Consider the following 26019-nt stretch of genomic DNA (forward strand, 5'->3'; position numbering starts at 1 on the left):
TTCACGACGGTATTGCAGCGTCATATGCGGCAAAGAAAAAACGCGCATTAAGCGCGTTTTTCGTCATGATGACTCAATGCTGAAGCTGCGCGGTTTTGCGATAATCCACCATGTCCAGCGTGATATCCACCGCTTCATCCAGGAAGGTATCAGGCTCGGCAATTTTCTTTTCTGCCTCGCTGACGTCATCTTCATCATCCAGTGATTTCAATGCCGGCAGCTGATGGAGGTGTCGCCGTGCATTAAGGCGCGCCAAGGCTTTGGTGTCGTTGTCTTCCCGATCTTTCAAGCGCTCGCTTTCCACCAAAGACACGCTTTTCTCTTTATGGTGTTTTTTGAACTCCTGAATATCGTCAAGAATATAACCAAATTCCACGCTGTTGTTAATGCGCTGCTCATGGTGCTGCGCCAGATTTTGGATCATGGGAGGGGTCACATCATGCAGCACCTGGTAACGCGCAGGGGGCACTTGATCCCAGGGCAAGGCGTTGTCTTCTTCTGACTCGCCATATTCACCGGCCGCCAATGCGCTGGGGAACAAAATGTCAGGCGTAACCCCTTTACGCTGGGTACTGCCACCATTGATGCGATAAAACTTGGCCACCGTGTACTGGATATGGCCGATGGGCTTGTCATATAAATCGTAGATGCGCCCCAGCCCTTTGTGCTGCTGCACGGTGCCTTTACCGAACGTTGACTCGCCCACGACCAGGGCACGGCCGTAATCTTGCAAGGCCGCGGCAAAAATTTCCGATGCGGAAGCGGAATAACGATCCACCAGCAACGTCAATGGCCCGTCATAGTAGGTTTTGCCATCGTTATCACTGTTTTGGGTGATACGACCGCTCGCATCGCGGATCTGCACCACCGGGCCTTGATCAATGAAAAGTCCGGTCATCAATGTGGCTTCGGTCAAGGCGCCACCACCGTTGCCCCGCAGGTCGATAACAATCCCTTCCACCTGTTCGGCCTGCAGTTTTTGCAGTTCATTGGCCACATCATTGGACAGGTTCATGTAAAAACCCGGCACGGTGATAACGCCCACTTTACGTTGGGCATAAGGCCCCTCTTCCGGAACGGTCACTTCGGATGTGGCCGCCCGATCTTCCAGGCGGATTTTGTCCCGCATCATGGTGACAACAAAAGGTTTGGCGTTGGAGCCCCCCTTTTTCGGCAGAATTTGCAATGTGACTTCACTGCCTTTAGGGCCTTTGATAAGTTCCACCACGTCATCCAGGCGCCAACCGATCACATCCACAATGTCACCGTTACTCTGGCCCACACCGACGATTTTATCATCCACGGCCAGTTTGCCGCTCAGCACTGCCGGGCCACCGGCCACCAGGCTTTTAATCACGGTGTAATCGTCTTCCATCTGCAATACAGCCCCGATGCCTTCCAGGCTCAGGTTCATTTCCATCTCGAAACGCTCTGCATTGCGGGGAGACAAATAGCTGGTGTGGGGTTCTATGCTGCGTGCAAAAGCATTCATGACGCCCTGAAACACATCTTCGCTGTTGGTTTGCTTCATGCGCTTGATGGCGTTGTTGTAACGTTTTTGCAAAATGTCGACGGTTTCAGGCCAGCTCTTGCCGGTGAGCTTCAAGCTCAGGGCATCGTACTTAACCCGCTGCCGCCATAATTCATTCAATTCCGCTTCGTTTTTGGGCCAGGCAGCCTCTTTACGGTTGAATACGTATTTGTCGCCCGCCACATCAAAATGCATGGGTTTATCTTTGTCCAGCAAACTCAATGCATAGGCAAAACGCTCATAGCTGCGCTGCTGCACCAGATGAAACATCTGATACGCGCCGTCCAGCTGCCCGTTCTTGATCATGTCATCAAACTGGTTGGCATAGGGTTTCAGGCGTTCAATATCGCTTTGCAACAACACGTTGCGCCGATAATCCAATTGTTTGAGAAAACGCTCGAAGATTTGCTCCGAAAAAGCGTCATCCAAGGCAATGCGATGATAATGGGAACGGGTGAACAGACCGGCCACACGTTTGCTGGTAACCAGATGTTGCGGCTCTTGGTGAAGCTCGGGCAACTCGCTGAGCGGGATTGTCGGGGATATAGCGAACGCTGAGGTTCCCAACAGCATACTGGCCAGAGACGCCGCTATAATAATCTTTCGCATCAGCAAGTTACTCCTTTTTCGATATAAATTCCCGGTGAGTTACAGCAGGATGTGCTCCGCATGAACCTTCACGGTCAGGCCGGAGTCCAACTGTACATGAACATCGTCTTTATTGATGTTCTGGATGACACCGCCTACAGGCTTAACACCCAGTTTGACACTGACACGTTGTCCTGGGTTCAATGTTGACAGTGTGGCCGGCACCAATTGTACGGCAGGCTGTGCGGCCTGGCGCTGGGGCGCGGATTTAGGAATGGCAACTTTTCGGTTGTCAACACGGGGCTTACGCCGTGCCTTGGGTTTGTCAGCCCGGGCAGGCTGGCCATCAGCCGCTTTTTGATTGGCTGCTTTGGCAGCCTCAACACGACGGGCCTTGGCTTTTTCCTGGCTTTCCTTGAGCGTGGTACGGGCATGTTCAATATGCTCTTGTTCCAACTCACCGCAAGGATTGCCATCCAAATCAACCCGCTGCGCGCCTTCTTTGAGGGATTTCAGATAACGCCAGCTATTGGTATAACGCCGCAGAGCAACCCGGAGCTGGGTTTTGCTGACTCTGGAATCGTTGGCCAACCGTTCTGCCAAATCCTGGAATAGTCCAATCTTTAGAGGTTTAGCTTCACCTTCAGCGATAAAACATAAAGGAAAGGTTTCATACAAATACGCCAGAATGGCATTGGTGTCGGTCAACTTTTCTGTTGATTCCATATTACTTCCACGAATTACAAGGGACGCAGGCAGCATAAGGCCCGGTCGTTAGTTCTTTTTATCCCGAAGGATAATCTACAAGTTAGCATGCCTTTGGGGCTAACCAAAGATTCCACTGACCTTAGCAATGATTCGGTACAATTGCCAAAACAGCGAGCCTGCATGCGATTAAGCGGCCTATTATAAGCCGAGCCACACCGAAAGCGACCATCAAATACACAAAATCGAACGGCTTTTAAGCAAACAGACACCGTTCAAAGGTTGCAACCAGGGTTTCCAGCCCCTGTTGATCGATTGCATCAAAGCGGTCGGTCAAAGGGCTGTCCACATCCAGCACTGCCACGATTTGCCCCTGTTGCCTTACCGGCACGACAATTTCCGAATTGCTGGCGGCATCACAGGCAATATGTCCGGCAAACTGATGGACATCCCCTACCCGCTGGGTACGGTTTTCAGACACCGCCGCACCACATACCCCTTTGCCCACGGCAATGCGGCTGCAGGCCACTTTGCCCTGGAAAGGCCCCAGCACCAACTGCGGTCCCTTTAACAGATAAAACCCGACCCAATTAAGCTGCTCTAAATGTTCATTGAGTAACGCAGAGAAATTGGCCATGGCGGCAATCAGATCGGTTTCACCGTCCAGTAATGCCGCAGCTTGTCGGTTCAGAGTGTCATAACACTGGGCTTTCATTCAGCATCCCTAGGTAGTGCATCATCAGATGCTTTTTTCTTGGCGGTTTTCGCTGCCGGTATTTTCTTCACCGCAGCCCCTTTCAATAACGTTGCCAGCGTATCTTTATGGGTGGCCATATAAAAAGCAAGCTTTTCTGCCGAGGCTTCGTCAATCGTTACTTCACTGGCCTGGATAAAGGGCAACAGGTTGTCGGCAATATCCAACATCCTGTCATAGGCATCGGCTTCCTTTTTGGAGGTAAACGTCATTTTTTCCACCCCTTCTCTGACCACAACAAACCGGGTAATAACCGCCATGATCTTCCTCACACTGTTTAAACATACAGTATCTAGAGTGACATATTTCCCGCTACGGATGCAACCGCTTCGCGCTATCTGCTAACATCTGCGGCAGTTAACTTTGTAAAGATTACTCGGTAAACTGCTTTTTACTATGTGTACAGATACTCAGGGCAAGCCCCCTGCACTAGCCGATGCCGCCGATAATGGTGCCCGTTTCAAGGACACTGTGGTATTGTGCCGTGCCTGCGATTTGGCCGTAAGCCGCCGGGCCTTGCCCACCGGTGTAAGAGCCCTTTGCCCCCGCTGCCAGACAACCCTTTACGACACACCTTACTGCACGATTAACGGCGTGCTGGCCATGTGCATTGCGGCCATCATTTTGTATGTTCCCGCCATGCTGCTACCGGTACTTGAAATGCACTTCATTGGCAGTATCCGCACCACTACCGTGTTTCAAGGCGCACTGGCGGTGGCCAACGAGGGGTACTGGGTCGTGGGCCTGGCCGTTTTGGTGGGAGCGGTGATAGGGCCGGGATTGTTGCTCTGCTCGGTGCTGGCACAAACCGTGATAATCAAGAGCGGCTATTATCGCCGCAGCTCAGGACGGCAACTGCTGATAATGTTACTGCGCCATCACCGGTTGTTATCCCAACTGGCCATGCTGGAAATCTATGTGATCAGTTTTTTGGTGACCTCCTTTCAGCTGGCCGATTTTGCCGATGTGTATTTTGGAATGGGCACATTCTGCTTTACCATGCTGTTTCTGGTGGTGCTGTTTATGCTGAGGGAATATCAGCTGGAATATATGTGGAGCTACCTCAATGGCAACAACTAACGGCGTGCAGGGCAAAGACCTGGGGTTATGCAGCTGCCGCGATTGTGGTCAGATCAATCAGGTATCCGACCGTTTTTGCTGCCGCTGTGGTGCCCCGGTGCAGCCCCGGGATTACGGCAGCCTGCAGCGCAGCTGGGCCTTTCTGATTACCGCTGCCATTTTGCTGGTACCGGCCAACATCTACCCCATTACCACCCTCACCAAAAGTGGACACATTACGCAAGATACGATTTTCAGTGGCATTTTGCGTCTGGTTCATGCGGATATGTTACCCATTGCCATCATTGTTTTTACCGCTAGCATTCTGGTGCCGTGGTTGAAAATCGTCGGGCTGGGGATTTATCTTTCCGCCATCAGCTTCAATCTGAAATTTTCTAAGCAGAAACTTACCGTGGGTTTTCATTTCATCGAATGGATTGGCCGTTGGTCAATGCTGGATCTGTTTGTAATATCGCTTACGGTGGCACTGGTCAACATGGGACAGCTACTGGATGCCAAACCGGCACCGGCAGCAACCGCCTTTGCACTGGTGATTCTGTTTACCCAAATGTCTGCCAAAGTGCTCGACACCCGCCTGTTATGGGATCAGCTGGAAAAACAAGATGACACACATTGAACAACCCAAAGTGGTGCATAAAAAACTCTTTTCTCCCATATGGTTACTGCCGATTATCGCCTTGGCGCTGGGCGCCTGGCTCGGCATTAAGAGCATCCAGGAATCCGGCATTGCCGTGCACATCCATTTCCCTGACGCCACGGGGATTGATGTGGGCAAAACCCTCGTGCGTTATCAAGGGCTTAATGTGGGCAAGGTGGTGGACATCACCATTGATGATGAGCTGAAAGGCGTGAATGTTGATCTGCTGATGGATTATCGGGCAGAGCCGCTGTTACGGGAAAACAGCCAATTCTGGCTGGTTGCTCCCAAAGCCAGCATTACCGGGGTGGAAGGACTCGACACCCTGTTTTCCGGCAATTACATCGGCTTGTTGCCGGGCGATGGCGCATTTCGCGATCGCTTTGAAGCGGAGTTGGAAGCACCGTCGGTACTGCCGGGCAATAACGGGCTGGTGGTGGAGTTGCGGGCGGAAAAACTCGGCTCGCTGGATGTGGGCTCACCGGTGTTTTACCGCCAGATCCCAGTGGGACAAGTGGTAAGTTATCGGCTGGATGAGCAGCACAAGGTGTTGCTTAAAGCCTATATCAAAAAACAGTACACCAATTTGGTACGCAAGGATTCCCATTTTTGGAATGTGTCCGGTGTGCAGATTGATGCGTCGTTATCCGGCATCAAAGTCAATACGGCCAGTCTTGCCTCGCTGATTGCCGGCGGCATCAATTTCAGCTCACCGGCGAACTCACCGGTAGCTGAAGCCAACCAGGGATACAAACTCTATCCCAACCAGCAAGAGGCTCACGGCGGCATACGCTTTACGTTGATGGCCGCCAGCGCTGACGGGATCAAAGCGGGCACCGATGTGGTCTACCGCGGGGTTACCATTGGTGAAGTGGAAGATATTGCGGCCGACACCGCGCAAGTGGAAATCCATGCCCGACTGGATGCCCCTTATGCCAAATTATTAGGCGCCGATGCCCATTTCTGGCGCGCCGGGGCGGATATTTCACTTGCCGGCGTCAAACACCCCGAGCGACTGGTCAGTGGTGAAGTCATCGAATTTTTACCGGGCACCGGGGAGCCGCTGCCCCAATATCGACTCGCCAGTGAAGCCCCGATGCTGGAACAGGCAGCGCCCGTGCAACTGACCCTCACCGCCAATGAAAACCCCGGTGTCAAATCCGGTGCCGAAATCCGCTACCGCCAGGTCAAGATTGGCCAGGTCACCCGGATGCGCCTTAGCGATGATTTCAGTGCCGTGCAATATCAGGCTGAAATTTTACCTGAATTCAAGTCATTACTCCGTGCCGGCAGCGATTTCATCGCTGAAGCCCCTCTTGATATGCAAGCATCACTGGATGGCATTACCCTCAAAAGCGGCGACATTACCACCCTCACCCACGGCGTGATTAACCTGCGTTACAGTGGCAATAAAAACGCGCTGAATATCCGCAAGCCCGTGCCCCTTTTTGCCTCTGTCAGCAAAGCCGAGCAGTTTTACCAGCAAGGGCGGCAACTCAAATGGACCCTTTACAGCGACAGTGGCGCATCGGTTACCCCGGGGGCGCCTGTATATTACAAGCAGATGCAGGTGGGTGCGGTAACGGCGGTGGATTGGCGGGCTGCGACAGATGACTTTGCCCTGACGTTGGCAATTGAGCATACCTTTGCCCCCCTCTTGCAGGAAAACATCGTGTTCTGGCAAAAGCCCCCATTGACCGTGGATGCCGGGTTAAGCGGCGTTAAGGTTTCCATGGCGCCGGTCAAGGGAATGCTCAAGGGCAGTATCGCCATGGGCAAGCTTGACCATAAAGCCGCTGAGCCCAAACGCCTTTATGCCACGGAGGCACTGGCCCTCAGTCAGGCCCAGCACCTGCGGTTGACACTGCCGCTGGATGCGGCCATCAGCGCCGGAGCCCCCATTCGTTATCAGGGAACCCAGGTAGGAGAAGTGACCCACGTCACCCTGGATAAGGATTTACGGCAACTCTCAGCCAATGCTTACCTGTACGGGCAATATGCTGCCCCCTTGATGAAACAAGACAGCCATTATCAACTACAAAAACCGCAAATTTCCCTAAAAGGCATTGAGCACCCGGAAGCCCTGCTCAGCGGCGCCTTTATTGCGGTAATGCCGGGCGTGGACGGCCCAAAAACGACCGAGTTTCAAGTGGTCAGCAACCGGGACGACTATCAGGGCACAGCAGCGCTGACGCTGCAACTGCGCCGCCCCGATTTGGGTTCAATCAAGCGGGGAACGGGGATTTTCTTTCGCGGCGTGCAAGTTGGTGCCATCCTCGATTACCACCTGACCGACAATGGCGATGGGGTGTTGTTACAGGCAGGCATTGCCGCCCGTTACCGCCATTTAATCAACAGCAGCAGCCGCTTTTATGATCTGTCCGGCATCAAGGTGGACATTGGGCTGTTCTCCGGCGCCCAGATTAATGCCGGTTCACTGGAAACCATTCTGGCCGGCGGCATTGGGGTGGTCACCGAGCTGGATAACCAACAAGCGGCAATTCCCGATGAAACCAAGGTGTTCCCGGTTTTTGCACAGCCGGAAAAAGCGTGGCAGCAATGGCAGCCGCAGCTTACTGACATGCGGGCAACAGACTGACAGCGGCACCTGCAATGGCATATGCCGTCAAGCCTGACTGGGTCACCATGGTGCCGGGGCGGATAACCACCCCGGCCTAGCCATAAAACCAGTAACATACCCCAATGGCACTTAACATGCCGGCCACGTCGGCAAACAAACCGCAAGCCAGAGCATGTCGGCCATAGCGGATGCCCACAGAGCCGAAATATACCGCCAGCACATAAAACGTGGTTTCGGTGCTACCCTGAAAAATCGCTGCCAAACGCCCGGCAAATGAATCCACGCCATAATGCGCCATGGTTTCCAGCATCATTGCCCTGGCACCCGAACCACTGAACGGTTTCATCAAGGCGGTGGGCAGTGCATCCACAAAGCGGCTATCAAACCCAAAGGCTTGTACCAGTGTCGCAATCCCCTGCAGTAAATAATCCAGGGCGCCAGATGCCCGTAGCAAGCCAATGGCCAACAACATGGCCAACAAATAGGGAATGAGCCTGATGGCCTGCTCAAACCCGGCTTTGGCCCCCTCGATGAATTCATCATACACCGCCACCTTGCGCACACTGGCCACCAGGACAAACAGCAAGACCAACGTGAGCAGCACGCCATTGCCTACCAGCGCCGAAACCGAGCCGATGGCATCAGCACTTTGCTGCAGCAACGTGGCCACCACAGCGGTGATCCCGCCAAGAATCACCAGTCCGTAGGCGGCTACGGTCACATTCCAGAGAGGCAATCGCTGCACCAGCGACACCACCAGCAATCCCGCCAGCGTAGAGCCCAAAGTGGCCAGCAAAATGGGCAAAAACACTTCTGCCGGCGCGGCAGCCCCCTGCTGCGCCCGGTATAAGAACACCGTCACCGGCACCAGGGTCACCGATGAGGTATTGAGCACCAAGAACAGGATTTGTGCATTACTGGCAACCTCCTTGTTGGGATTGAGTGACTGCAGATCCTGCATCGCTTTGAGCCCCAACGGGGTTGCAGCATTATCCAGCCCCAGCATGTTGGCAGTCAGGTTCATGGTCACGCTGCCAAAGGCCGGATGCCCCTTGGGGACTTCCGGCATCAGTTTTCGCAGCAATGGCTCCACCAGCCAGGCCATGGCAGCCACAACCCCGGCTTTTTCGCCCACACGCATCAATCCCAGCCACAGCGTCAACACGCCAATCAACCCCAGGGCTATTTTTGCGGCCAAGGTGGCGCTGTCAAACATCGCTGCCACCGCCGCATTAATCACCTCGGTGTGACCTGTAAGACATTGCAGCACAATGGCTAACAGCGACACCGCAAAAAACAGGCTCCAAACCCGATTCAGCACCAAAACCTCCCCGAACATTCCCACATTGCGTGTTATAATCCCGCGAAAAAATACGCGTGTTTTTTAGTTTTATGGTTCAATTAAATCAGAATTTTATCAACAGTATTACCCAAGAGTTACCCCCGCAGCTTTCCATGGATGATTTTATTGCGATTTGTGCAAAACCCTTGCGCCCTTCTTTGCGGGTGAACACCCTGAAAATTGACCGGGACAGTTTCCTGGCCCGCATGCAGGCAAAGGGCTGGCAATTTGAACAAATCCCCTGGTGCCCCGATGGCTTCTGGTACATCGCCCCTGATAACGTGCAGCCGGGCAACACCCTGGAGCATCTGCAAGGGCTGTTTTATATCCAGGAAGCCAGCTCCATGCTGCCGCCCATGGCCCTACTGTACGATACCCTGATGGACACAGTGCTGGACATGGCGTCCGCCCCCGGTTCAAAAACCACCCAGATTGCCGCCATGATGCAAAATCGCGGCACCCTTGTTGCCAATGAATACTCCGCAAGCCGCATTAAAGCACTGCATTCCAATCTGTTGCGCATGGGCGTGAGCAATACCGCAATGGCGTTGTATGACGCCAGGATCTTTGGCGATGCCATGCATGAAACCTTTGATGCCATTTTGCTTGATGCCCCCTGCAGCGGCGAGGGTACGGTGCGCAAGGATCCGCTGGCACTGAAAAACTGGGAGGCTGCTGAAGTGGCCGCCATTGCCGCCACCCAGCGAGATTTGATTGAATCCGCATTTTTGGCATTGAAGCCCGGCGGGGTCATGGTGTACTCCACCTGCACCCTGAACAAAACCGAAAATCACGGGGTATGCCAACACCTGCAGCAAACCTTTGGGGATGCCGTTGCTTTTGAATCACTGGAACATCTCTTTCAGGATGCTCATAAAACGGTGACGCCTGAAGGTTTCTTGCACATCTGGCCGCAGGTATACGACAGCGAAGGCTTTTTTGTGGCCAGGATCCGTAAAACCGCCTCTGTTGCCGCCCGAGGCACACCGCCAGCGCCCATTCCAAATTTTCCATTTCAGCCCGCCTCCCATAAGCAACACCAGTTATTAATGGACACCCTGGAAAGCACCCTGGGGATAACCATAGACAAAGCCAGGTTGTGGGCACGCAATGAAGAGTTATGGTGGTTTCCGCAAGACTTTGCCTCGCTGATTGGCAAAATACGCTTTCAGCGCATTGGGGTAAAGATTGCCACCGTGGAAAAACATGGCATTAAACTGCAACATGAAGCGGTGATCGCCATGGGCGTTAACCGGGAACACGCCATTGACGTGAATGATGAGGAAGCGGCGCACTACATGATGGGACGGGATATTCCCCTCATGGCGCCCACCAAGGCCCAAGGTGAACGGGTTATCACGTGGCAACAGCAAGTGTTGGGGCTGGCCAAACATCTGGGTAACCGCCTTAAAAACCAGTTACCCCGAAATCTGGTGCGGGATAATATCAGTGGCATGGAGTAACCGGCCACATCCATTTATTACGTTTGGTTATATTATATTCAAAAATAGACTAACGATACCCCAGCATTCCACTGTGGCTTTAATCGGCTAGGCTAGAATTTAACCAGAGACAGCAATCCTATCGTATCTCAACTTAAGCGCACGGCTCTTTAATGAGCCATTCCCCTGTGCCCAAAACAATCGGAATGGTTTTGGGCCTTTTTTTGCCTGTTATTCCCGTCCGGCCAATACCGCAGCGCCATCAAACAACCGGAAAAAATTATCGGTGGTGTATGCGGCAAGCTCTTCCAGTGTGTCGCCACGCAAATCTGCCACAAACTGGGCAACATCCCGCACAAACGCCGGTTGGTTTTCCTTGCCCCGATGGGGAATGGGCGCAAGGTAAGGTGAATCCGTCTCCACCAATAACCGCTCTTTGGGAATATGCTTAATCACCTGGCGCAGGGCATCGGCATTACGAAACGTCACAATGCCGGAAACGGAAATGTAAAAGCCCATCTCCATGGCGGCTTCCGCCATCTCCAGCGATTCGGTGAAACAGTGCAACACCCCGCCACATTTGTCGGCATGGCCGTTGCGCAAAATGTCCAGGGTATCGGCACGGGCATCCCGAGTATGGATAATCAAGGGCTTGCCCACGTCGGTGGCCACCGCCACTTGCTGCTCAAAACACTGCTGCTGGGCGGTTTTGGTTTCTGGCGCATAAAAATAATCCAGCCCGGTTTCACCTATGGCCACAACCCGGGGGTCGGCGGCCTGCCGGGTTAACGCATCAATGGATAATCCGGCTTCCACATCCAGCGGATGCACCCCTGCGGACAGAAACACTTGAGGGTAAGCGGCCATTTTTTCGCGCATGGCGGCAAAATCCTGGAGTCTGACGTTGACACACAAGAACCAATCCACCCCACGGGTTTTGGCAGCTGCAATGATTTGTTCGAGAGAGTCTTGATCTGGTGCGGCTTTTAGCCGATCAAGATGACAATGGGAATCTACTAACACGACGTGTCCCCGGAGACGTTCAGCAAAGGGGGCTAAGAATATCCCGCTACATGGTGCAGGTCAAATCACCCGAGGCCAGCTCACGGGATAACAGGTTTTCAATCCGTTGCTTGTGCTCCTGCGCCTCTGACATGATTTTCACCCCCACACCAGCAGGACGGCCACCGGAGGCACCCAACGGGTTTATCCACACCACAACCCCCAAAAACTCGTTAATGCCGGTGCTGCCGGGCAGCCGGTAGCCAATGCGCATCTCCTGCCCCAAAAAATGGCTTTCGGTGGTTGTCACAAACAGCCCTGCCGGGTGGATAAAGGGCATATAGGCACGGTACAACTGATGCAAGGTGTCGAAATTTACAATAAGATCAACCATAAGGTACTTTTATCTTGTGATTCTCTTGTATTCTAAGACATAACGCTGGAACAGTGCCAGGTAATTGACATTGGCCATTAACATCAGTTGCCGGTTATCCCGCATGACACTGGTAGCCAATTCCGTTAACCGCAATTGTTGCAGCGGGTCTAAGCTAGCCGATTGCAACTGCTCCATTAACACCTGGTACAACAGTTTGAGCAAATCAAACAACTGCTCCGCTTTCGGATGACTCAGTTTCTGACTCAGATGCCCTTTCGTTAAACTGTCCTGCCAGGCGGCCTTCAGTTTTTTCAGCTCTTCAAAATAACCGTCTTCTATGTATTGTGCCAGTTTGAGTGCACCGCCAGCCACGGGTAAACACCACGCCACGGGTTCATTCAATTGGGGATGGCGCTGCCTTAGCCAGAGGTGTAACTGTTCAGGAGAGGGACGCCTAACCTTAATCTGCTGACAGCGACTGACAATGGTGGCCAACAAGCCGCCGGGATGATCACTTTGCAGCAACAACAAGGTGGCCGCCCCCGGCTCTTCCAGGGTTTTCAATAACGCATTGGCCGCTGCCGTATTCATCCGTTCACACTGCAACACCAGGGCAATCCGGTAACCGCCCTGCTGAGGGGTGGTACTTAATGCCTCGCACAAGTGGCGAACCTGCTCAACCTTTATCTGGCTACCGTCTGCCTGTAACTGGTAAAAATCCGGATGGGTGGCAGCCGCAAACAGCTGGCAGCTTTTGCAGTGGCCACAGGCGCCACTTGCCGTAGGATGGGCACATAACAGCTGCTGCGCCATAAACCTTGCCAGCAATACCCCACCATCGGCTTCAGGTAACGGCAATAACAAAGCATGGGGTAAGTTCCCCTGTTGGCGTTGCTGTATAAACTGCTGTTTGGCAGCTTGCAGCCATGGCAATTCTTCCGGCATTAACAGCTCCCCAACCGTTGCGCCAGTGTATGACGAATATCCCGATGCACCTGTGCCAATGGCTGATTGGCATCGATCACCACAATGGTGTCATCGGCGGCGGCCAGTGACAGGTAAGTGGCTCTGGCACGTTCAAAAAATGTCAGCGCTTGCTGCTCGATTCTATCCAGTGCGCCCCGGCTGGCGGCTCTGGCCATGCCCACGGCTGGCGGAATATCCAGATATAACGTCAGGTGGGGTTTAAACTCTCCCAGCGTTGCACGGCTGATGGTCTGAACCAACGGCATCAACCCCCGGCCGCCCCCCTGATACGCCAAAGACGACAGATTGTGCCTGTCTCCCAACACCCATTCGCCCCGAAGCAGCGCCGGTTTAATCACATTGTTCACCAATTGTGCCCGGGCTGCATACATCAGCAAACATTCAGCCTCATCACACAGGGGATCTGTGGCATCAACGGTTTTTACCAGGGTACGGATTTTTTCTGCCAGCGGCGTGCCCCCCGGCTCTCGCGTGCAAACCGGCATGTTGCCTGTCAGTTGTTGCAGGAATGACTGCACCAGGGCAACCGCGCTGGATTTACCCGCGCCTTCCAGGCCTTCGATGACAATGAATTTTCCGGTGGATGCTTGCATGACCTGCATTATTTTTTTCTCTGATAGCGGTTTACCGCCCGATTATGCTCTGCCAAGGTGTTGGAAAACACATGGGAGCCATCGTTGCGGGAAACAAAATAAAGATACTTTACCTGCGCCGGATGTGCCGCTGCCAATAATGCTTCACGACCCGGCGCAGCAATGGGAGTGGGCGGTAATCCGGCAATGCGGTAGGTGTTAAACGGCGTGGTGGTTAATAAATCCTTGCGTGTCAGGTTGCCGGTAAAATCGTCACCCATGCCATAGATCACCGTAGGATCGGTTTGCAAACGCATCCCTTTGCGAAGCCTGTTGACAAATACCGCCGCAATCAGTTGCCGCTCTTCCGGTTTCGCGGTTTCTTTCTCGATGATGGATGCCAGGGTCAACAACGCATAGGCGCTGTCCAGGGGCAAATCCGCTGCCCGCGCCTGCCACACCTGTTGCAACTCCTGCTGCATTTTGCGGTAGCTTTGCTCAAGGATGGTGGATAATGCCGTCCCTGCCCGATATTGGTAAGTATCGGGGAAAAATTTGCCCTCTGGTGCAGCAGACAAGTCACCTTGTTGCTGCAGCACCTGCAAAAACGGCTGTGTGGTGTGCGTTAAATGGGGCAATTGCTGCAGATAACGGCGCCACTCGTTAATGGTTTTGCCTTCCACCAATGTGAGGGAAAAGCGTTTTTCATCCCCGGTCACCAGTTTTTGCAGCAAGGATACCGGCGTGTCACCTGGTGTGATTTCGTAAACCCCGGAGCGAATGGCAGTGAGTGACGGCTGCAGTTTTCCAAGCAGCTTCCAATGCCAGTCATACTGCAGCAACCCTTGCTGCTGCAGCGCCCTCCCCAGATGATGGAAAGAGGTGCCAGGCGCCACCTGAAATTCCTGTGGGGCATCCAGTGCCAGCGGCGTCTTACTGAACTGTTGTAATTGCTGATAACCCCATAGCCCCAGTGCCGACAACAGGGTCAGCAAAGCAAGCAAGGTGGCGGCGGTGAACAGTAGCCATTTTTTCATCATTGAATGGTGAGGTATTCTTGTAATTGCTGGCGTTGTGGCCATACATCATAATCGCGGCCGTCCACGCCAACAACATCCACGGTGCCCAGCAGGCTGTTACTGATAAAAAGGTGCGATGCCCGCTGCATGACATCGCCAGTGACCTGACCTACTTGCACATCCATGCCCATGGCGAGCAATGCCATGATCACCTGCTGGCGCATCACCCCGGAAACCCCGGCATAATTCATTGCCGGCGTTATCACCCGCAATGTGTTATCCGGCTGGGCACAAAGCAAAAACACATTGGCCATGGATGACTCAATCAGCAGCTCGCGGGTATCAAACACCAGCCAATCATCTGCCCCTTCAGGCAAGGGATGGGATTTAATCAACACCTGCTCCAGCCGGTTAAGGTGTTTCATGCCCGCCAACAAAGGCTGCCTTGCCAAACGCACGGAGGAGGTTTGCAAACGAATGCCCTGCTGTTGCCAATGCTGATAATGGGCCGGCAACGGGCTGACGCTCACCACTTCTGTCATCGATGGGGTTTGGGGCGGCGCATAACCTCGCCCGCCCACACCACGGCTTAGCTGCAGTTTCACGCAATGGCGGGGATGCTGCGCACTGATACGAGCCAGTAAGGCTTGCAGCGAGTCAGACGGCTGCCAAGGGAAACCCAGCCTGGCCGCACCGTCTTGCAACCGCTGCAAATGCACGGTCAAAAACTGCAAATGCCCCGCGCCATCACTTGCCATGGTAGCAAACAGGCCGTCACCATAGGTGAAGGCCCGCTCAAAAACGCTTATTTTGTCAGTTGCCTGACCATTAACCCAAACGGCAGTCATGGTGACGGCTCAGTCCTGGCTAATGCGGCTGGCAACGGCATCTTGCTGGTCTTTGTATTTGGCATTCTTACGGGCGTTATATGGCTTAGCTACCGGATGGTTGAGCTTGTCAAAGTTCAAAGCGCCAATGGTCATCAATGGCCGCAGTGCCAAGGGCAACTTGCCACTGTTGTAAAACTCCAGCACGATTTTCCCCTTCCAGCCCGGATCAATGCGATGAGCGGTGACATGCACCATCAACCCAAGACGGGCTAGAGAGGAGCGGCCATCGAGCCAGCCCACCACATCTGCCGGCAATTGCACGCTTTCATATGTTACCGCCAGCGCCAGCTCGCCGGGATGCAGGAAAAACGCCTGTCCATCGGCAATGTCAATCTGATCGCTCATGACGTTATCCAGCGCCGCCTGGACTTCCGCCTTTGGCCCTGACAGGTCAATGTAAGGCGCGGTGTGATCTTTAAACACCCGGAATTGATGCCCCAACCTCACATCCACACTCACGCCGGTGATGGCATCACTGGCTGGTCTTGGGTCTATCACGATATGGCCTTCATCAAGGCTCTGTTCAATTTCGATGTCCGTTAATCTCATTAAGCCCGCTCCCGGTCACTTACCTAGATAACAAATGCTGAATACGCGTTTTCAGGATATCCGTGGCAATGCGGTTTTTCCCGCCCCGCGGCACAATGATATCCGCATATTGTTTAGAGGGTTCAATAAACTGCAGATACATGGGGCGCACCGTATTGTGGTACTGGGTCAGTACCGATTCCATGGTACGTCCACGCTCTTCCACATCTCGCCTGAGGCGGCGAATAAGGCATACATCCAGCGGCGTGTCCATAAACACGCTGGCATCCATCAATCCCCGTAAGGTTGGATCTGTCAGCAACAATATGCCTTCGAGAATTATCACCTTTTTGGGCGTCATCAGCTGGGACTCCCCAGTACGGGTATGCTCCACATAGCTGTAACAGGGGATCTCTGCTGGCTCACCATTCTTGAGTTGTTGCAGATGGCGGGCCAACAACTCATGATCCAGCGCCTTGGGATGGTCGTAGTTGGTCAACACCCGCTGTTCCATGGGCAAATGGCTTTGATCCCGGTAATAGCTGTCTTCGCTAATCACCCCGATCTCATTGGTGCCCAAGTCTCGGCACAACTCTTCATAGATGGTTCTGGCAATCAGGCTTTTGCCGGAGGCCGAAGCCCCGGCAATGCCGATTATCACGCTGTGGGTAGTGCTCATTCCGCTTTATTCATCCTCAGAAATCGCAATGGCCACACTGCCCTGTTGCTGTTGCAACGCCAGCTCGGCAGACACTTTACGGGCGATGTCCCGATAAATGGCGGCAACTTCCCCGTCAACATCAGCCACCACGGTAGGCGTACCGTTATCCATGTTTTCCCGGATACTGCCGTTTAACGGCAAGGCGCCCAACAATGGCACATGATAGCGTTCAGCAATGCGTGAGCCCCCTTCACTACCAAACGGGAACTCCTTGTGACCGCATTCTGGGCAAAGGTAGAAACTCATGTTTTCCACTACCCCAAGCACCGGAATATTGACTTTTTCAAACATGGAGATGCCCTTTTGAGCATCCGCCAGGGCAATATCCTGTGGCGTGGTGACAATGACCGCACCGCTTACCGGAACTTTCTGGGACAATGTCAGCTGGATGTCGCCGGTGCCTGGTGGCAAATCAATCACCAAGAAATCCAGCTCTTCCCACATGGAGTCATTCACCAACTGCAGCAAGGCGCCAGCGGCCATGGGGCCACGCCATACGGCGGCCTGGTCATCGGTGAGCAAAAAGCCGATACTCTGGGCACTAATGCCATGGGCATTGGCACACGTCATATGTTTACCGTCTGGAGACTGCGGGCGAAATTCAGTCACGCCCAGCATCATGGGGATGGACGGGCCATAGATGTCCGCATCCAGAATACCCACGCGTGCGCCTTCAGAGGCCAGTGCCAGCGCCAGGTTAACGGAGGTGGTGGACTTACCCACACCGCCTTTGCCAGATGCCACGGCAATGACTTGCTTGACGTTGGGGATGGGGGCAATGCTGCTGGTGGCGGAATAGGCTTCCACCTTGAAATCCATCTCTGCTTCGACTTCATCAATGCCTGCGATTTTGGCAAGCTCCTGAGTCAATGCCATGACGGTGTCACGATATTGGGTTTCACACGGATAGGGATAAACCAGTCCCAATTGTAACTGAGTACCGTTCAGAGCCAGTTTTTTCACACAACCGGCATCCACCAGACCCTGCTTTAAATAGGGGTCTTGATGGGCATTCAGTGTCGCAAGTACTGGACCGAGAAGTTCGTCGCTAAGACGATAATCCTGAGATTCAGAAGACAAAATATAAGTCCCTTCAGAAAAAGTTGACCAAGTGTACCAGATATTATCTGCATATTTGGAACAGATTTAATTCATCCAGCTCACACCATGATGAAAAAAGCTGAGGGATCGGTTAGTATCTAGGCCATTATTTTTAGGGCCTTTAAAGCAGATCGAAAACAAGATGTCAGATTCCAAACGCAAGATCCTCGTTACCAGTGCATTACCTTATGCCAACGGCTCCATTCACCTCGGCCACATGCTGGAACATATCCAGACCGATATCTGGGCCCGCTTTCAAAAATTGCGCGGGCACGAATGTTATTACATCTGTGCCGACGACGCCCACGGCACCCCCATTATGCTCAAGGCCCAGCAGATGGGCGTAACACCGGAGCAGATGATTGCCCAGGTCAGTGAAGAGCACCAGGCCGACTTTGCCGGCTTCAATATCGGCTACGATAATTACCACAGCACTCACAGCCCGGAAAACCACGAGATTGCCACGGCCATCTATCTCAAATTACGCGAAAACGGCTTCATCAAGCAACGCACCATCAGCCAGCTGTACGACCCGGAAAAACAGATGTTCCTGCCGGACCGTTTTGTCAAGGGCACCTGCCCCAAATGCAAGGCGGAAGATCAGTACGGCGATAACTGCGACAGCTGTGGCGCCACCTACAGCCCCACCGAGCTTATCAATCCGCGCTCTGCCGTATCGGGTGCCACGCCGGTATTGAAAGAGTCTGAGCATTTCTTCTTCGATCTGCCCGCCTTTGAGCAGATGCTGAAAACCTGGACCCGCTCCGGCTCATTGCAAACCGAAATTGCCAACAAGCTCAATGAATGGTTCGAGCAAGGGCTGCAGCAGTGGGACATCAGCCGCGATGCCCCTTATTTCGGTTTTGAAATTCCTGATGCCCCGGGCAAGTATTTTTATGTCTGGCTGGATGCGCCTATCGGCTACATGGGGTCTTTCAAGAATCTTTGTGCCAAACGGCCTGAACTTGACTTCAACGAGTTCTGGGACAAGGATTCCACCGCTGAGGTGTACCACTTCATCGGCAAGGACATTGTGTACTTCCACAGCCTGTTCTGGCCTGCCATGCTTTATGGCAGCGGTCATCGCCAACCCAACAGCGTATTCACCCACGGCTATGTGACGGTCAACGGTGCCAAGATGTCCAAATCCAAGGGGACATTCATCAAGGCTCGTACCTATCTGGAGCATCTGGATCCGGAATACCTGCGCTATTACTACGCAGCCAAGCTGTCCAACGGCATTGATGATCTGGACTTGAATCTGGAAGATTTCATCAGCCGCGTCAATTCAGACCTCGTGGGTAAACTGGTGAACCTGGCCAGCCGCACCGCCGGATTTATTACCAAGCGTTTTGACGGCAAACTGGCCAAGGTGGAAGATACCCGCCTGACCGACGGTTTTGTGGCCAAAGCCGAACAGATTGCTGCTCTGTTTGAAAACCGCGAATACAGCAAGGCCATTCGCGAAATCATGGCCATGGCCGACAGTGCCAACGCCTATGTGGCTGATGCGGCCCCCTGGCAACTGGTGAAAAATGAAGCCACGCTGGCACAGGCTCACGAAGCCTGCTCCAATGCCATCAACATGTTCCGCATTCTGGTGACTTACTTAAAACCGGTGCTGCCACGGCTGGCACAGGATGTGGAAGCCTTCCTTGGCTTGACCCTCACCTGGAATGACCTGGCACTGGATATGGCCGGTCGCAGCATTAACCCCTTCAAGCCCATGATGCAACGGGTGGAGCTGGACAAAGTCAACGCCATGGTAGAAGCCTCCAAGGAGAACCTGCAGGCAGCCGCCAAGGCGCCCTCAGCCCTTGATGACGACCCCATCAGCCCGGAAATCACCTTTGACGATTTTGCCAAAGTGGATTTGCGCATTGCCTTGATTAAGCATGCAGAGCTGGTACCGGAAGCCAATAAACTGCTGAAACTGCAACTGGACATTGGCGGTGAAACCCGCCAGGTGTTTGCCGGCATCAAATCGGCCTACAATCCGGAAGACCTGATTGGCAAACACACGGTGATGGTGGCCAATCTGGCGCCGCGCAAAATGCGCTTTGGCATGTCAGAAGGGATGGTGTTGGCCGCAGGCCCCGGCGGTAAGGATCTGTGGATTTTGGAGCCTCACACCGGCGCTCAGCCCGGCATGCGGGTGAAATAAGCCCCATATAAAGACAAAGGCCGCAATTGCGGCCTTTTTTGTCACTGTGGTGCCATCACACCGGATTGCTGATATCAATGAAGCGGTGCTCAAGCCCAAACTGTTGTGCCAGATGCTGGCCCAGTGCTTGAATGCCGTACAACTCTGTTGCATGGTGCCCTGCCGCGTAATAATGAATATCTTGTTCAGCGGCGCTATGGAAAGTGCGTTCAGACACTTCACCACTGATAAAGGCATCAACGCCCAGTGCTGTCGCTTGATCAATGTAATCCTGCGCGCCGCCCGTACACCAGGCAACGGTGGCGATTTGCGATTTTGCCGCCGGCAAGTGCAACGGCTCGCGCCCTAACCTTGCGCCTATCCAGTTGGCAAAGGCTTCGGGAGACATCGCTTCGGCCAAACGGCCATGCCACAACAACTCCTGCGGGGTATCCGTCACGGGCCGGGCATCCACCAGTCCCAACTGCCGAGCCAGCATAACGTTATTGCCGATTTGCGGATGGGCATCCAACGGCAAATGGTAACCCAACAAATTGATATCATGGGCCAGCAGCGCCTTGATGCGCCGCTGTTTCATGCCCACTATCACCTGGGGCTCGTTTTTCCAGAAAAAGCCGTGATGCACCAAAATGGCGTCCGCGTGCCATGCCACCGCCGCATCAATTAACGGCTGACAGGCCGTCACGCCGGTCACTATCCGCCGGATCTCAGCGCGCCCTTCCACTTGCAGGCCATTGGGGGCGTAATCGCGAAATTTATCCACTTGTAAAAACGACTGCAAATACTGCTGTAATTCGATGCTTTGCATGTTTTCATCCCAATATGACTGAAAGGCACTCATGATAACACAAAGCTGGCTATCCACCGGTCTTATAAGTCATTATCAATCTCATTTAAATTGTAAAAAACGCAATGTTTCCAGCAAGTTCTGACACAAAATTGGACATTTACAAAACATACCCGATAAAATTCGCAAATAATGACTAAAGTTCACTACATAAAATAACGGATTGATGTTATGACCCTGACCAAAGAAGATGTTATCAGCCGCCTGCAAACCCGCCTTAGCCACCAAGAAGGCCGAGATGTCGCCATTGAGCAAAATGGCAGCTGGTACAAAATTGATGGCGGTAAATCCGTTCGCTTCAGCGAGCTGGAACAGATGCTGGCAACCCTGACCGACACCACACCTGCGCCACAGGCCACGGCCCCAGTAACAACCACAACTACAGGCAGCGGCAAAATGCCCAAAGACAGCTGGCGTAAAAAACTGGCTGCGCAGCCACGCAATCAATTGCCCCGGGGGTTTTAATCCGGTAGCACCAGTATCGACAAAGGCGCATTGATTGCGCCTTTGTTGTCTTCATTACATGGCCTTGTCAACCCGAACTCCGCCTTGCAGGTACACCACCCGCACCTCATCGCCCACATTGAACACCATGTTGGGATCCTTGTCCTGAATAATCATCACCCGGGTTTGATCTTCCTGACGAACCATCATCTCCACCAAATAACTCTGGCGATAATAACTGTCACTGCCCTGGTTGTTTCCCACGCCGGCGCCCACAATCGCCCCCAGTACCGTGGCCACATCCCGCCCATGGCCACTGCCGAACTGATGCCCCACAATGCCACCCAGCAACGCCCCGCCAAAGGTACGCCAACCATTGTGTTTATCTTCCACCAGTTGCTGCCGGGTGATATTGCGCACCGATTCCACTTGACCATACAGCACTTTTTGAACCGGCACCGCTTGGTTACGCTCGTAACCTGCCTGTACCGGCACAGATAAAACGACTGACAACACAAATACCTTGAATAATGTTTTCCACATGGTCGGATTTCCGCTAATTTAGTAGGTACGCCCGTTAGTTAATGATACGCAATCGTGAACTCGCTGTCCTTTATTAATCATACGCTGGATCCCTTTCCTTCTCCTGAATCAGCGCTGAAGGATCCCAATGGATTGCTGGCCGTGGGGGGCGATTTACACCCCCGTCGATTACTGCAAGCCTACTATGAAGGCATTTTCCCCTGGTTCAATCAGCATGACCCCATTTTATGGTGGTCGCCCGATCCCCGGGCCGTGTTTATGCCGGGAAGTGTCAATATTGCCCGCAGCCTGCGAAAATATTTAAAGAAACAGCGCTGGCGCATCACGGTAAACCATGCATTTGCCGATGTGATGGCGGGGTGTGCCATGCCAAGAGCCGGCCAGGACGGCACCTGGATTACCAGTGAAATCCGCCTGGCATACCAGCAACTGCATCACATGGGACGGGCCCATTCTTTTGAAGTCTGGCAAGGTGAGCGCCTGATTGGCGGTTTGTATGGCCTGAATGTAGGCCAGGTATTTTGTGGCGAGTCGATGTTCCATCGCGAAACCAATGCCTCAAAAGCCGCCTTCATAGCCTTGCATCAATATGCCTTGGCCAAGGGCTATAAATTGATTGATGCCCAAATCATGAATCCGCACCTGTTGTCACTTGGTGCCAAGGCCATTGAACGTAAGCAGTTTCTGGCCTTGTTGTACCGTTATCGGGACGGCGACGTGCAACCGGATAGCTGGTTGGCCAAAGAGGTAACCCTTGAACTCTGACCCCCAAACCGTAGCCGTGGGTATCACCCCCCTGTTCAATTGCAGCTACTTTGATGATCGGCAGGAGCAGTTGTTGGTGATCCAGCAAGAGCTGTTACAGCTGCCCTTGTATGAACGCCTGCTGGCGCTGGGTTTTCGCCGCAGTGGTGAAGCCGTCTACCGCCCACGTTGCCCTGGCTGCGATGCCTGTCAGTCGTTAAGGCTTCCCCTCGGTGAGTTTCACCTGTCAAAACGCCAGAAGCGCACCTTGGCCCATAACCGGGATTTGGATATCCGGGTAACCGATCAGTACCGGGAAGAGCATTACCGCCTTTATGAACATTACATTTGCGCCCGTCATCAGGATGGCAGCATGTATCCCCCAAGCCTGGAGCAATACCGGCATTTTCTGCAGTGCCAGTGGTTGGCGCCACACTTCATTGAGCTTCATCTCGGGCAAAAACTTGTGGGGGTTGCAGTAACGGATGTGCTGCCAAACAGCCTGTCGGCGGTATACAGCTACTTTGATCCGGCGCTGGAAAAACGCTCACTTGGGGCCATGATGATCCTGACCCAATGCCGCTTGGGGCAAGACTGGGGAAAACACTACCTTTATATGGGATATCAAATAGATAACCACCCAAAAATGGGATACAAACGCCTGTACCGACCCTATGAGATCCTGACGGAGCAGGGATGGCTCAAAAGTGATTGTTCTCACTGTAACCCTTTACACTCCCGGTAATTTGCGGCATGATACGGCGGTTTTTTATCTACCAGGCTAACAGGACAATTTATTAATGGCGAAAGAAGACAGTATTGAGATGCAAGGAACCATTCTGGAAACCTTGCCAAATACAATGTTCCGGGTGGAGTTGGAAAATGGTCATGTAGTGACTGCCCATATCTCCGGTAAAATGCGTAAAAACTACATCCGAATTCTGACCGGCGACAAAGTGACCGTTCAATTAACTCCATACGATTTGAGCAAAGGCCGCATCGTATTCCGCGCACGCTAATCATCTTCTTCATCGACAACCTGGCACTGTAGTTTCTACACGTGTTATCAGCAGGTATTATCCTGCGATTGCCTGATGTACCGGAATTCCGGCCAAAAAAATGGCTGCCACTGGCAGCCATTTGCGTTTGCGCAACGCTCAGGAAACTTTTTCAGGGGTCGCTATCTCAATGGCCAGCTCGCCATCCTTGACATCCACCCTGGCGATACCGCCGGACTCCAGCTGACCAAAGAGGATTTCATCGGCCAACGGACGTTTGAGCAGATCTTTGACCACCCGCGCCATCGGACGGGCACCCATGGATTTGTCGTAACCTTTCTCGGCCAGCAGCGTTCTGGCTTCATCACTGACTTCCAGGGTCACGCCTTTTTGATCCAACTGCGCCTGCAGTTCCACCAGGAATTTATCCACCACTTTGGCAATGATGGTCATATCCAGGCTGTTAAACCAGATAATGGCATCCAGCCGGTTACGAAATTCCGGTGAGAAAATCCGGTTGATTTCGCTCATTGCATCAGAGCTGTGATCCTGTTGTTTGAAGCCAATGGATTTACGCACGGTTTCCTGCACACCCGCATTAGTGGTCATCACCAAGGTGACGTGACGGAAGCTGGCCTTGCGGCCGTTGTTGTCTGTCAGCGTGCCGTGATCCATCACCTGCAATAACAGGTTATAAATATCCGGATGGGCCTTTTCAATCTCATCAAGCAGTACCACACAGTGAGGGTTTTTAATCACTGCATCCGTTAGCAAGCCGCCCTGATCAAAACCGACATAGCCCGGAGGCGCGCCAATCAAGCGCGATACGGTGTGACTTTCCATGTACTCGGACATGTCAAAACGCACAAGCTGCAATCCTAGGCATTGGGCCAACTGGTTGGTCACCTCGGTTTTGCCCACCCCGGTAGGCCCGGCAAACAGGAAACTGCCCACGGGACGATTTTCGTTACCCAAGCCGCTGCGGGCCAAACGGATGGAGGCACTGAGGGTTTCAATGGCCTTATCCTGGCCAAACACCACCATTTTAAGGTTACGCTCCAGGTTTCTGAGCATGTCCTTTTCAGTGGAGGAGACGGATTTTTCCGGAATGCGGGCCATTTTGGCAATCACCGCTTCAATTTCCGATTCACCAATGGTTTTTTTCCGGCGGCTCTGGGGCATCATCGCCATATGGGCCCCGGCTTCGTCTATCACGTCAATGGCTTTATCCGGCAAGTGACGGTCGTTGATGTGCCGGTCTGAAAGCTGGGCGGCACTTGCCAGCGCCGCATGGGTATAACGCACGTTGTGGTGTTGCTCGTAGCGGGATTTAAGCCCTTCCAGAATTTTGGTGGTTTCTGCCACGCTGGGTTCCACAATGTCCACTTTCTGAAAACGCCGTGCCAACGCCCGGTCTTTTTCAAAAATGCTTTGGTATTCCTGGAAGGTGGTTGACCCCATGCAGCGCAAACTGCCGGATGACAACAGGGGCTTTAACAAGTTGGAGGCATCCATCACCCCACCGGAAGCCGCGCCAGCGCCGATAATGGTGTGGATTTCATCAATGAACAAAATGGCATTGTCATCTGCCGTCAGCTCCTTGAGTACCCCTTTAAAGCGTTTTTCAAAATCGCCGCGGTATTTGGTTCCGGCCAGCAAAGCGCCCATATCCAGCGAATACACCGTGGCATCCTTAATGATGTCGGGCACCGCGCTATTCACTATCCGATAAGCCAGCCCCTCGGCAATGGCGGTTTTACCCACCCCGGCTTCGCCCACCAGCAAGGGGTTGTTTTTACGGCGACGACACAAAATTTGAATGGAGCGTTCGATTTCATCATCCCGGCCAATTAACGGGTCGATTTTCCCCTGCTGGGCCAGTTCGTTCAAATTGCTGGAAAATTGCGCCAGCATGCTGCGCTCTTCTGCATTATCGCTTTGATCTTCAATATTTTCAGGTGCAGGCGCATTATCGGCTTCCTCGTTTTTGGCAAAGCCGTGGGACAGATAATTCACCACATCCAGACGGGTGACATCACAACGGCGCAGCAAATACACCGCCTGTGATTCCTGCTCACTGAAAATGGCCACCAGCACATTGGCACCGGTAACCTCGTTACGCCCGGAAGACTGCACATGAAACACGGCCCGCTGCAATACCCGCTGGAAGCCAAGTGTGGGCTGGGTTTCACGTTCATCGTCGGGATCGGTGATCATGGGCGTGGTTTGGTTGATGAAAGTGCTCACCTCTTCCCGCAGTTTTTCAATATTGGCACCACAAGCCAACAGGGCATCCCGTGCTGCGGGGTTGTCTATCAATGCCAATAATAAATGCTCAACCGTCATGTATTCATGCCGGGCATTTCTCGCTTGCTGAAAAGCCAAGTTCAAGGTCACTTCTAAGTCTTTGTTCAGCATACGCA

The 26019-nt window shown here is 53.2% G+C and carries 26 protein-coding genes; 9 read left to right on the forward strand and 17 right to left on the reverse strand.

The genetic code is table 11. From position 1 onward, the window contains the following. Positions 1-73 precede the first annotated feature (73 nt). From prc to ACIDEJ_RS05150, 4 genes are all read right to left on the reverse strand, one after another. A complete protein-coding gene (gene prc / locus ACIDEJ_RS05135) occupies positions 74-2140 on the reverse strand; it encodes a carboxy terminal-processing peptidase (RefSeq protein WP_411987014.1) in 2067 nt (688 codons plus the stop codon). A gap of 39 nt (positions 2141-2179) precedes the next feature. Then, complete coding sequence (proQ, locus tag ACIDEJ_RS05140) at positions 2180-2845, reverse strand: RNA chaperone ProQ (protein WP_411987015.1); 666 nt, start codon at positions 2843-2845, stop codon at positions 2180-2182. Between the two features lie 235 nt (positions 2846-3080). Continuing rightward, positions 3081-3539, reverse strand: coding sequence for a GAF domain-containing protein (locus tag ACIDEJ_RS05145; protein WP_411987016.1), 459 nt, complete (start codon positions 3537-3539; stop codon positions 3081-3083). Beyond that, positions 3536-3838, reverse strand: a complete 303-nt coding sequence (locus tag ACIDEJ_RS05150; protein WP_411987017.1) for a YebG family protein — start codon at positions 3836-3838, stop codon at positions 3536-3538. The genes ACIDEJ_RS05145 and ACIDEJ_RS05150 overlap by 4 nt, the downstream gene beginning before the upstream one ends. A gap of 136 nt (positions 3839-3974) precedes the next feature. On the opposite strand from ACIDEJ_RS05150, the gene ACIDEJ_RS05155 reads away from it, so the two are divergent. The 3 genes from ACIDEJ_RS05155 to ACIDEJ_RS05165 are packed head-to-tail and all read left to right on the forward strand — an operon-like array spanning position 3975 to position 7894. After that, a complete protein-coding gene (locus tag ACIDEJ_RS05155) occupies positions 3975-4658 on the forward strand; it encodes a paraquat-inducible protein A (protein ID WP_411987018.1) in 684 nt (227 codons plus the stop codon). Beyond that, positions 4645-5274, forward strand: a complete 630-nt coding sequence (locus tag ACIDEJ_RS05160) for a paraquat-inducible protein A (RefSeq protein ID WP_411987019.1) — start codon at positions 4645-4647, stop codon at positions 5272-5274. The genes ACIDEJ_RS05155 and ACIDEJ_RS05160 overlap by 14 nt, the downstream gene beginning before the upstream one ends. Beyond that, positions 5261-7894, forward strand: coding sequence for an MlaD family protein (locus tag ACIDEJ_RS05165; protein ID WP_411987020.1), 2634 nt, complete (start codon positions 5261-5263; stop codon positions 7892-7894). The genes ACIDEJ_RS05160 and ACIDEJ_RS05165 overlap by 14 nt, the downstream gene beginning before the upstream one ends. Before the next feature lie 76 nt (positions 7895-7970). Here ACIDEJ_RS05165 and ACIDEJ_RS05170 read toward each other — a convergent pair whose 3' ends face one another. Next, entirely contained in the window at positions 7971-9197 is a 1227-nt protein-coding gene (locus tag ACIDEJ_RS05170) for a nucleoside recognition domain-containing protein (RefSeq protein ID WP_411987021.1), read from the reverse strand. A gap of 71 nt (positions 9198-9268) precedes the next feature. On the opposite strand from ACIDEJ_RS05170, the gene rsmF reads away from it, so the two are divergent. Further along, a complete protein-coding gene (gene rsmF, locus ACIDEJ_RS05175) occupies positions 9269-10681 on the forward strand; it encodes a 16S rRNA (cytosine(1407)-C(5))-methyltransferase RsmF (RefSeq protein ID WP_411987022.1) in 1413 nt (470 codons plus the stop codon). Positions 10682-10891: 210 nt separating this feature from the next. On the opposite strand, the gene ACIDEJ_RS05180 is transcribed toward rsmF, so the two are convergent. From ACIDEJ_RS05180 to apbC, 9 genes are read right to left on the reverse strand one after another with little or no spacing between them, the layout of a single operon-like run. Next, the gene (locus ACIDEJ_RS05180; RefSeq protein WP_411987023.1) at positions 10892-11683 is read right to left on the reverse strand and encodes a TatD family hydrolase; all 792 of its coding nucleotides are present in this window, start codon (positions 11681-11683) and stop codon (positions 10892-10894) included. 46 nt (positions 11684-11729) lie between these two features. Further along, the gene (locus ACIDEJ_RS05185; RefSeq protein WP_411987024.1) at positions 11730-12056 is read right to left on the reverse strand and encodes a PilZ domain-containing protein; all 327 of its coding nucleotides are present in this window, start codon (positions 12054-12056) and stop codon (positions 11730-11732) included. A 9-nt stretch (positions 12057-12065) separates the two neighbouring features. Beyond that, positions 12066-12983 (reverse strand): DNA polymerase III subunit delta', encoded by a 918-nt coding sequence (gene holB / locus ACIDEJ_RS05190; protein ID WP_411987025.1) that lies wholly within the window; start codon positions 12981-12983, stop codon positions 12066-12068. Beyond that, positions 12983-13618 carry a dTMP kinase gene (tmk, locus tag ACIDEJ_RS05195; RefSeq protein ID WP_411987105.1) on the reverse strand — a complete coding sequence of 212 codons (636 nt, stop codon included), beginning with the start codon at positions 13616-13618 and terminating at the stop codon, positions 12983-12985. The genes holB and tmk overlap by 1 nt, the downstream gene beginning before the upstream one ends. A gap of 8 nt (positions 13619-13626) precedes the next feature. Then, positions 13627-14634 (reverse strand): endolytic transglycosylase MltG, encoded by a 1008-nt coding sequence (gene mltG, locus ACIDEJ_RS05200; protein ID WP_411987106.1) that lies wholly within the window; start codon positions 14632-14634, stop codon positions 13627-13629. Further along, entirely contained in the window at positions 14634-15464 is an 831-nt protein-coding gene (pabC, locus tag ACIDEJ_RS05205; protein WP_411987026.1) for an aminodeoxychorismate lyase, read from the reverse strand. Before pabC ends, mltG begins: the two co-directional genes overlap by 1 nt. A 9-nt stretch (positions 15465-15473) precedes the next feature. Then, on the reverse strand, positions 15474-16055 hold the full coding sequence (dcd, locus tag ACIDEJ_RS05210; protein ID WP_411987027.1) for a dCTP deaminase: 582 nt from the start codon (positions 16053-16055) through the stop codon (positions 15474-15476). Positions 16056-16074: 19 nt separating this feature from the next. Beyond that, positions 16075-16713, reverse strand: a complete 639-nt coding sequence (gene udk, locus ACIDEJ_RS05215; RefSeq protein ID WP_411987028.1) for a uridine kinase — start codon at positions 16711-16713, stop codon at positions 16075-16077. A 6-nt stretch (positions 16714-16719) separates the two neighbouring features. Further along, positions 16720-17835, reverse strand: coding sequence for an iron-sulfur cluster carrier protein ApbC (gene apbC / locus ACIDEJ_RS05220; RefSeq protein WP_411987029.1), 1116 nt, complete (start codon positions 17833-17835; stop codon positions 16720-16722). Positions 17836-17998: 163 nt separating this feature from the next. Between apbC and metG the strand changes: the two genes are divergently transcribed. Beyond that, positions 17999-20020, forward strand: coding sequence for a methionine--tRNA ligase (gene metG / locus ACIDEJ_RS05225; protein ID WP_411987030.1), 2022 nt, complete (start codon positions 17999-18001; stop codon positions 20018-20020). A 55-nt stretch (positions 20021-20075) separates the two neighbouring features. Here the strand turns inward: metG and ACIDEJ_RS05230 are convergent, their stop codons facing one another. Further along, positions 20076-20828: a Nif3-like dinuclear metal center hexameric protein gene (locus ACIDEJ_RS05230; RefSeq protein WP_411987031.1), complete on the reverse strand. Its 753-nt coding sequence runs from the start codon at positions 20826-20828 to the stop codon at positions 20076-20078. Between the two features lie 210 nt (positions 20829-21038). On the opposite strand from ACIDEJ_RS05230, the gene ACIDEJ_RS05235 reads away from it, so the two are divergent. Continuing rightward, positions 21039-21332, forward strand: a complete 294-nt coding sequence (locus ACIDEJ_RS05235; RefSeq protein ID WP_411987032.1) for a hypothetical protein — start codon at positions 21039-21041, stop codon at positions 21330-21332. A 54-nt stretch (positions 21333-21386) separates the two neighbouring features. On the opposite strand, the gene ACIDEJ_RS05240 is transcribed toward ACIDEJ_RS05235, so the two are convergent. After that, a complete protein-coding gene (locus ACIDEJ_RS05240) occupies positions 21387-21854 on the reverse strand; it encodes an outer membrane lipoprotein (protein WP_411987033.1) in 468 nt (155 codons plus the stop codon). A 54-nt stretch (positions 21855-21908) separates the two neighbouring features. Here ACIDEJ_RS05240 and aat point away from each other — a divergent pair, with 54 nt between their 5' ends. The 3 genes from aat to infA are packed head-to-tail and all read left to right on the forward strand — an operon-like array spanning position 21909 to position 23617. Continuing rightward, positions 21909-22619: a leucyl/phenylalanyl-tRNA--protein transferase gene (aat, locus tag ACIDEJ_RS05245; protein WP_411987034.1), complete on the forward strand. Its 711-nt coding sequence runs from the start codon at positions 21909-21911 to the stop codon at positions 22617-22619. After that, positions 22609-23343: an arginyltransferase gene (locus tag ACIDEJ_RS05250; protein ID WP_411987035.1), complete on the forward strand. Its 735-nt coding sequence runs from the start codon at positions 22609-22611 to the stop codon at positions 23341-23343. Before aat ends, ACIDEJ_RS05250 begins: the two co-directional genes overlap by 11 nt. A gap of 55 nt (positions 23344-23398) precedes the next feature. Next, the gene (infA, locus tag ACIDEJ_RS05255; protein ID WP_037439960.1) at positions 23399-23617 is read left to right on the forward strand and encodes a translation initiation factor IF-1; all 219 of its coding nucleotides are present in this window, start codon (positions 23399-23401) and stop codon (positions 23615-23617) included. Between the two features lie 138 nt (positions 23618-23755). On the opposite strand, the gene clpA is transcribed toward infA, so the two are convergent. Beyond that, positions 23756-26014 carry an ATP-dependent Clp protease ATP-binding subunit ClpA gene (gene clpA / locus ACIDEJ_RS05260; RefSeq protein ID WP_411987036.1) on the reverse strand — a complete coding sequence of 753 codons (2259 nt, stop codon included), beginning with the start codon at positions 26012-26014 and terminating at the stop codon, positions 23756-23758. Positions 26015-26019: the final 5 nt, after the last annotated feature.

It is taken from the genome of Shewanella mytili, assembly GCF_046765975.1.
Taxonomy (GTDB): Bacteria; Pseudomonadota; Gammaproteobacteria; order Enterobacterales; family Shewanellaceae; genus Shewanella; species Shewanella mytili.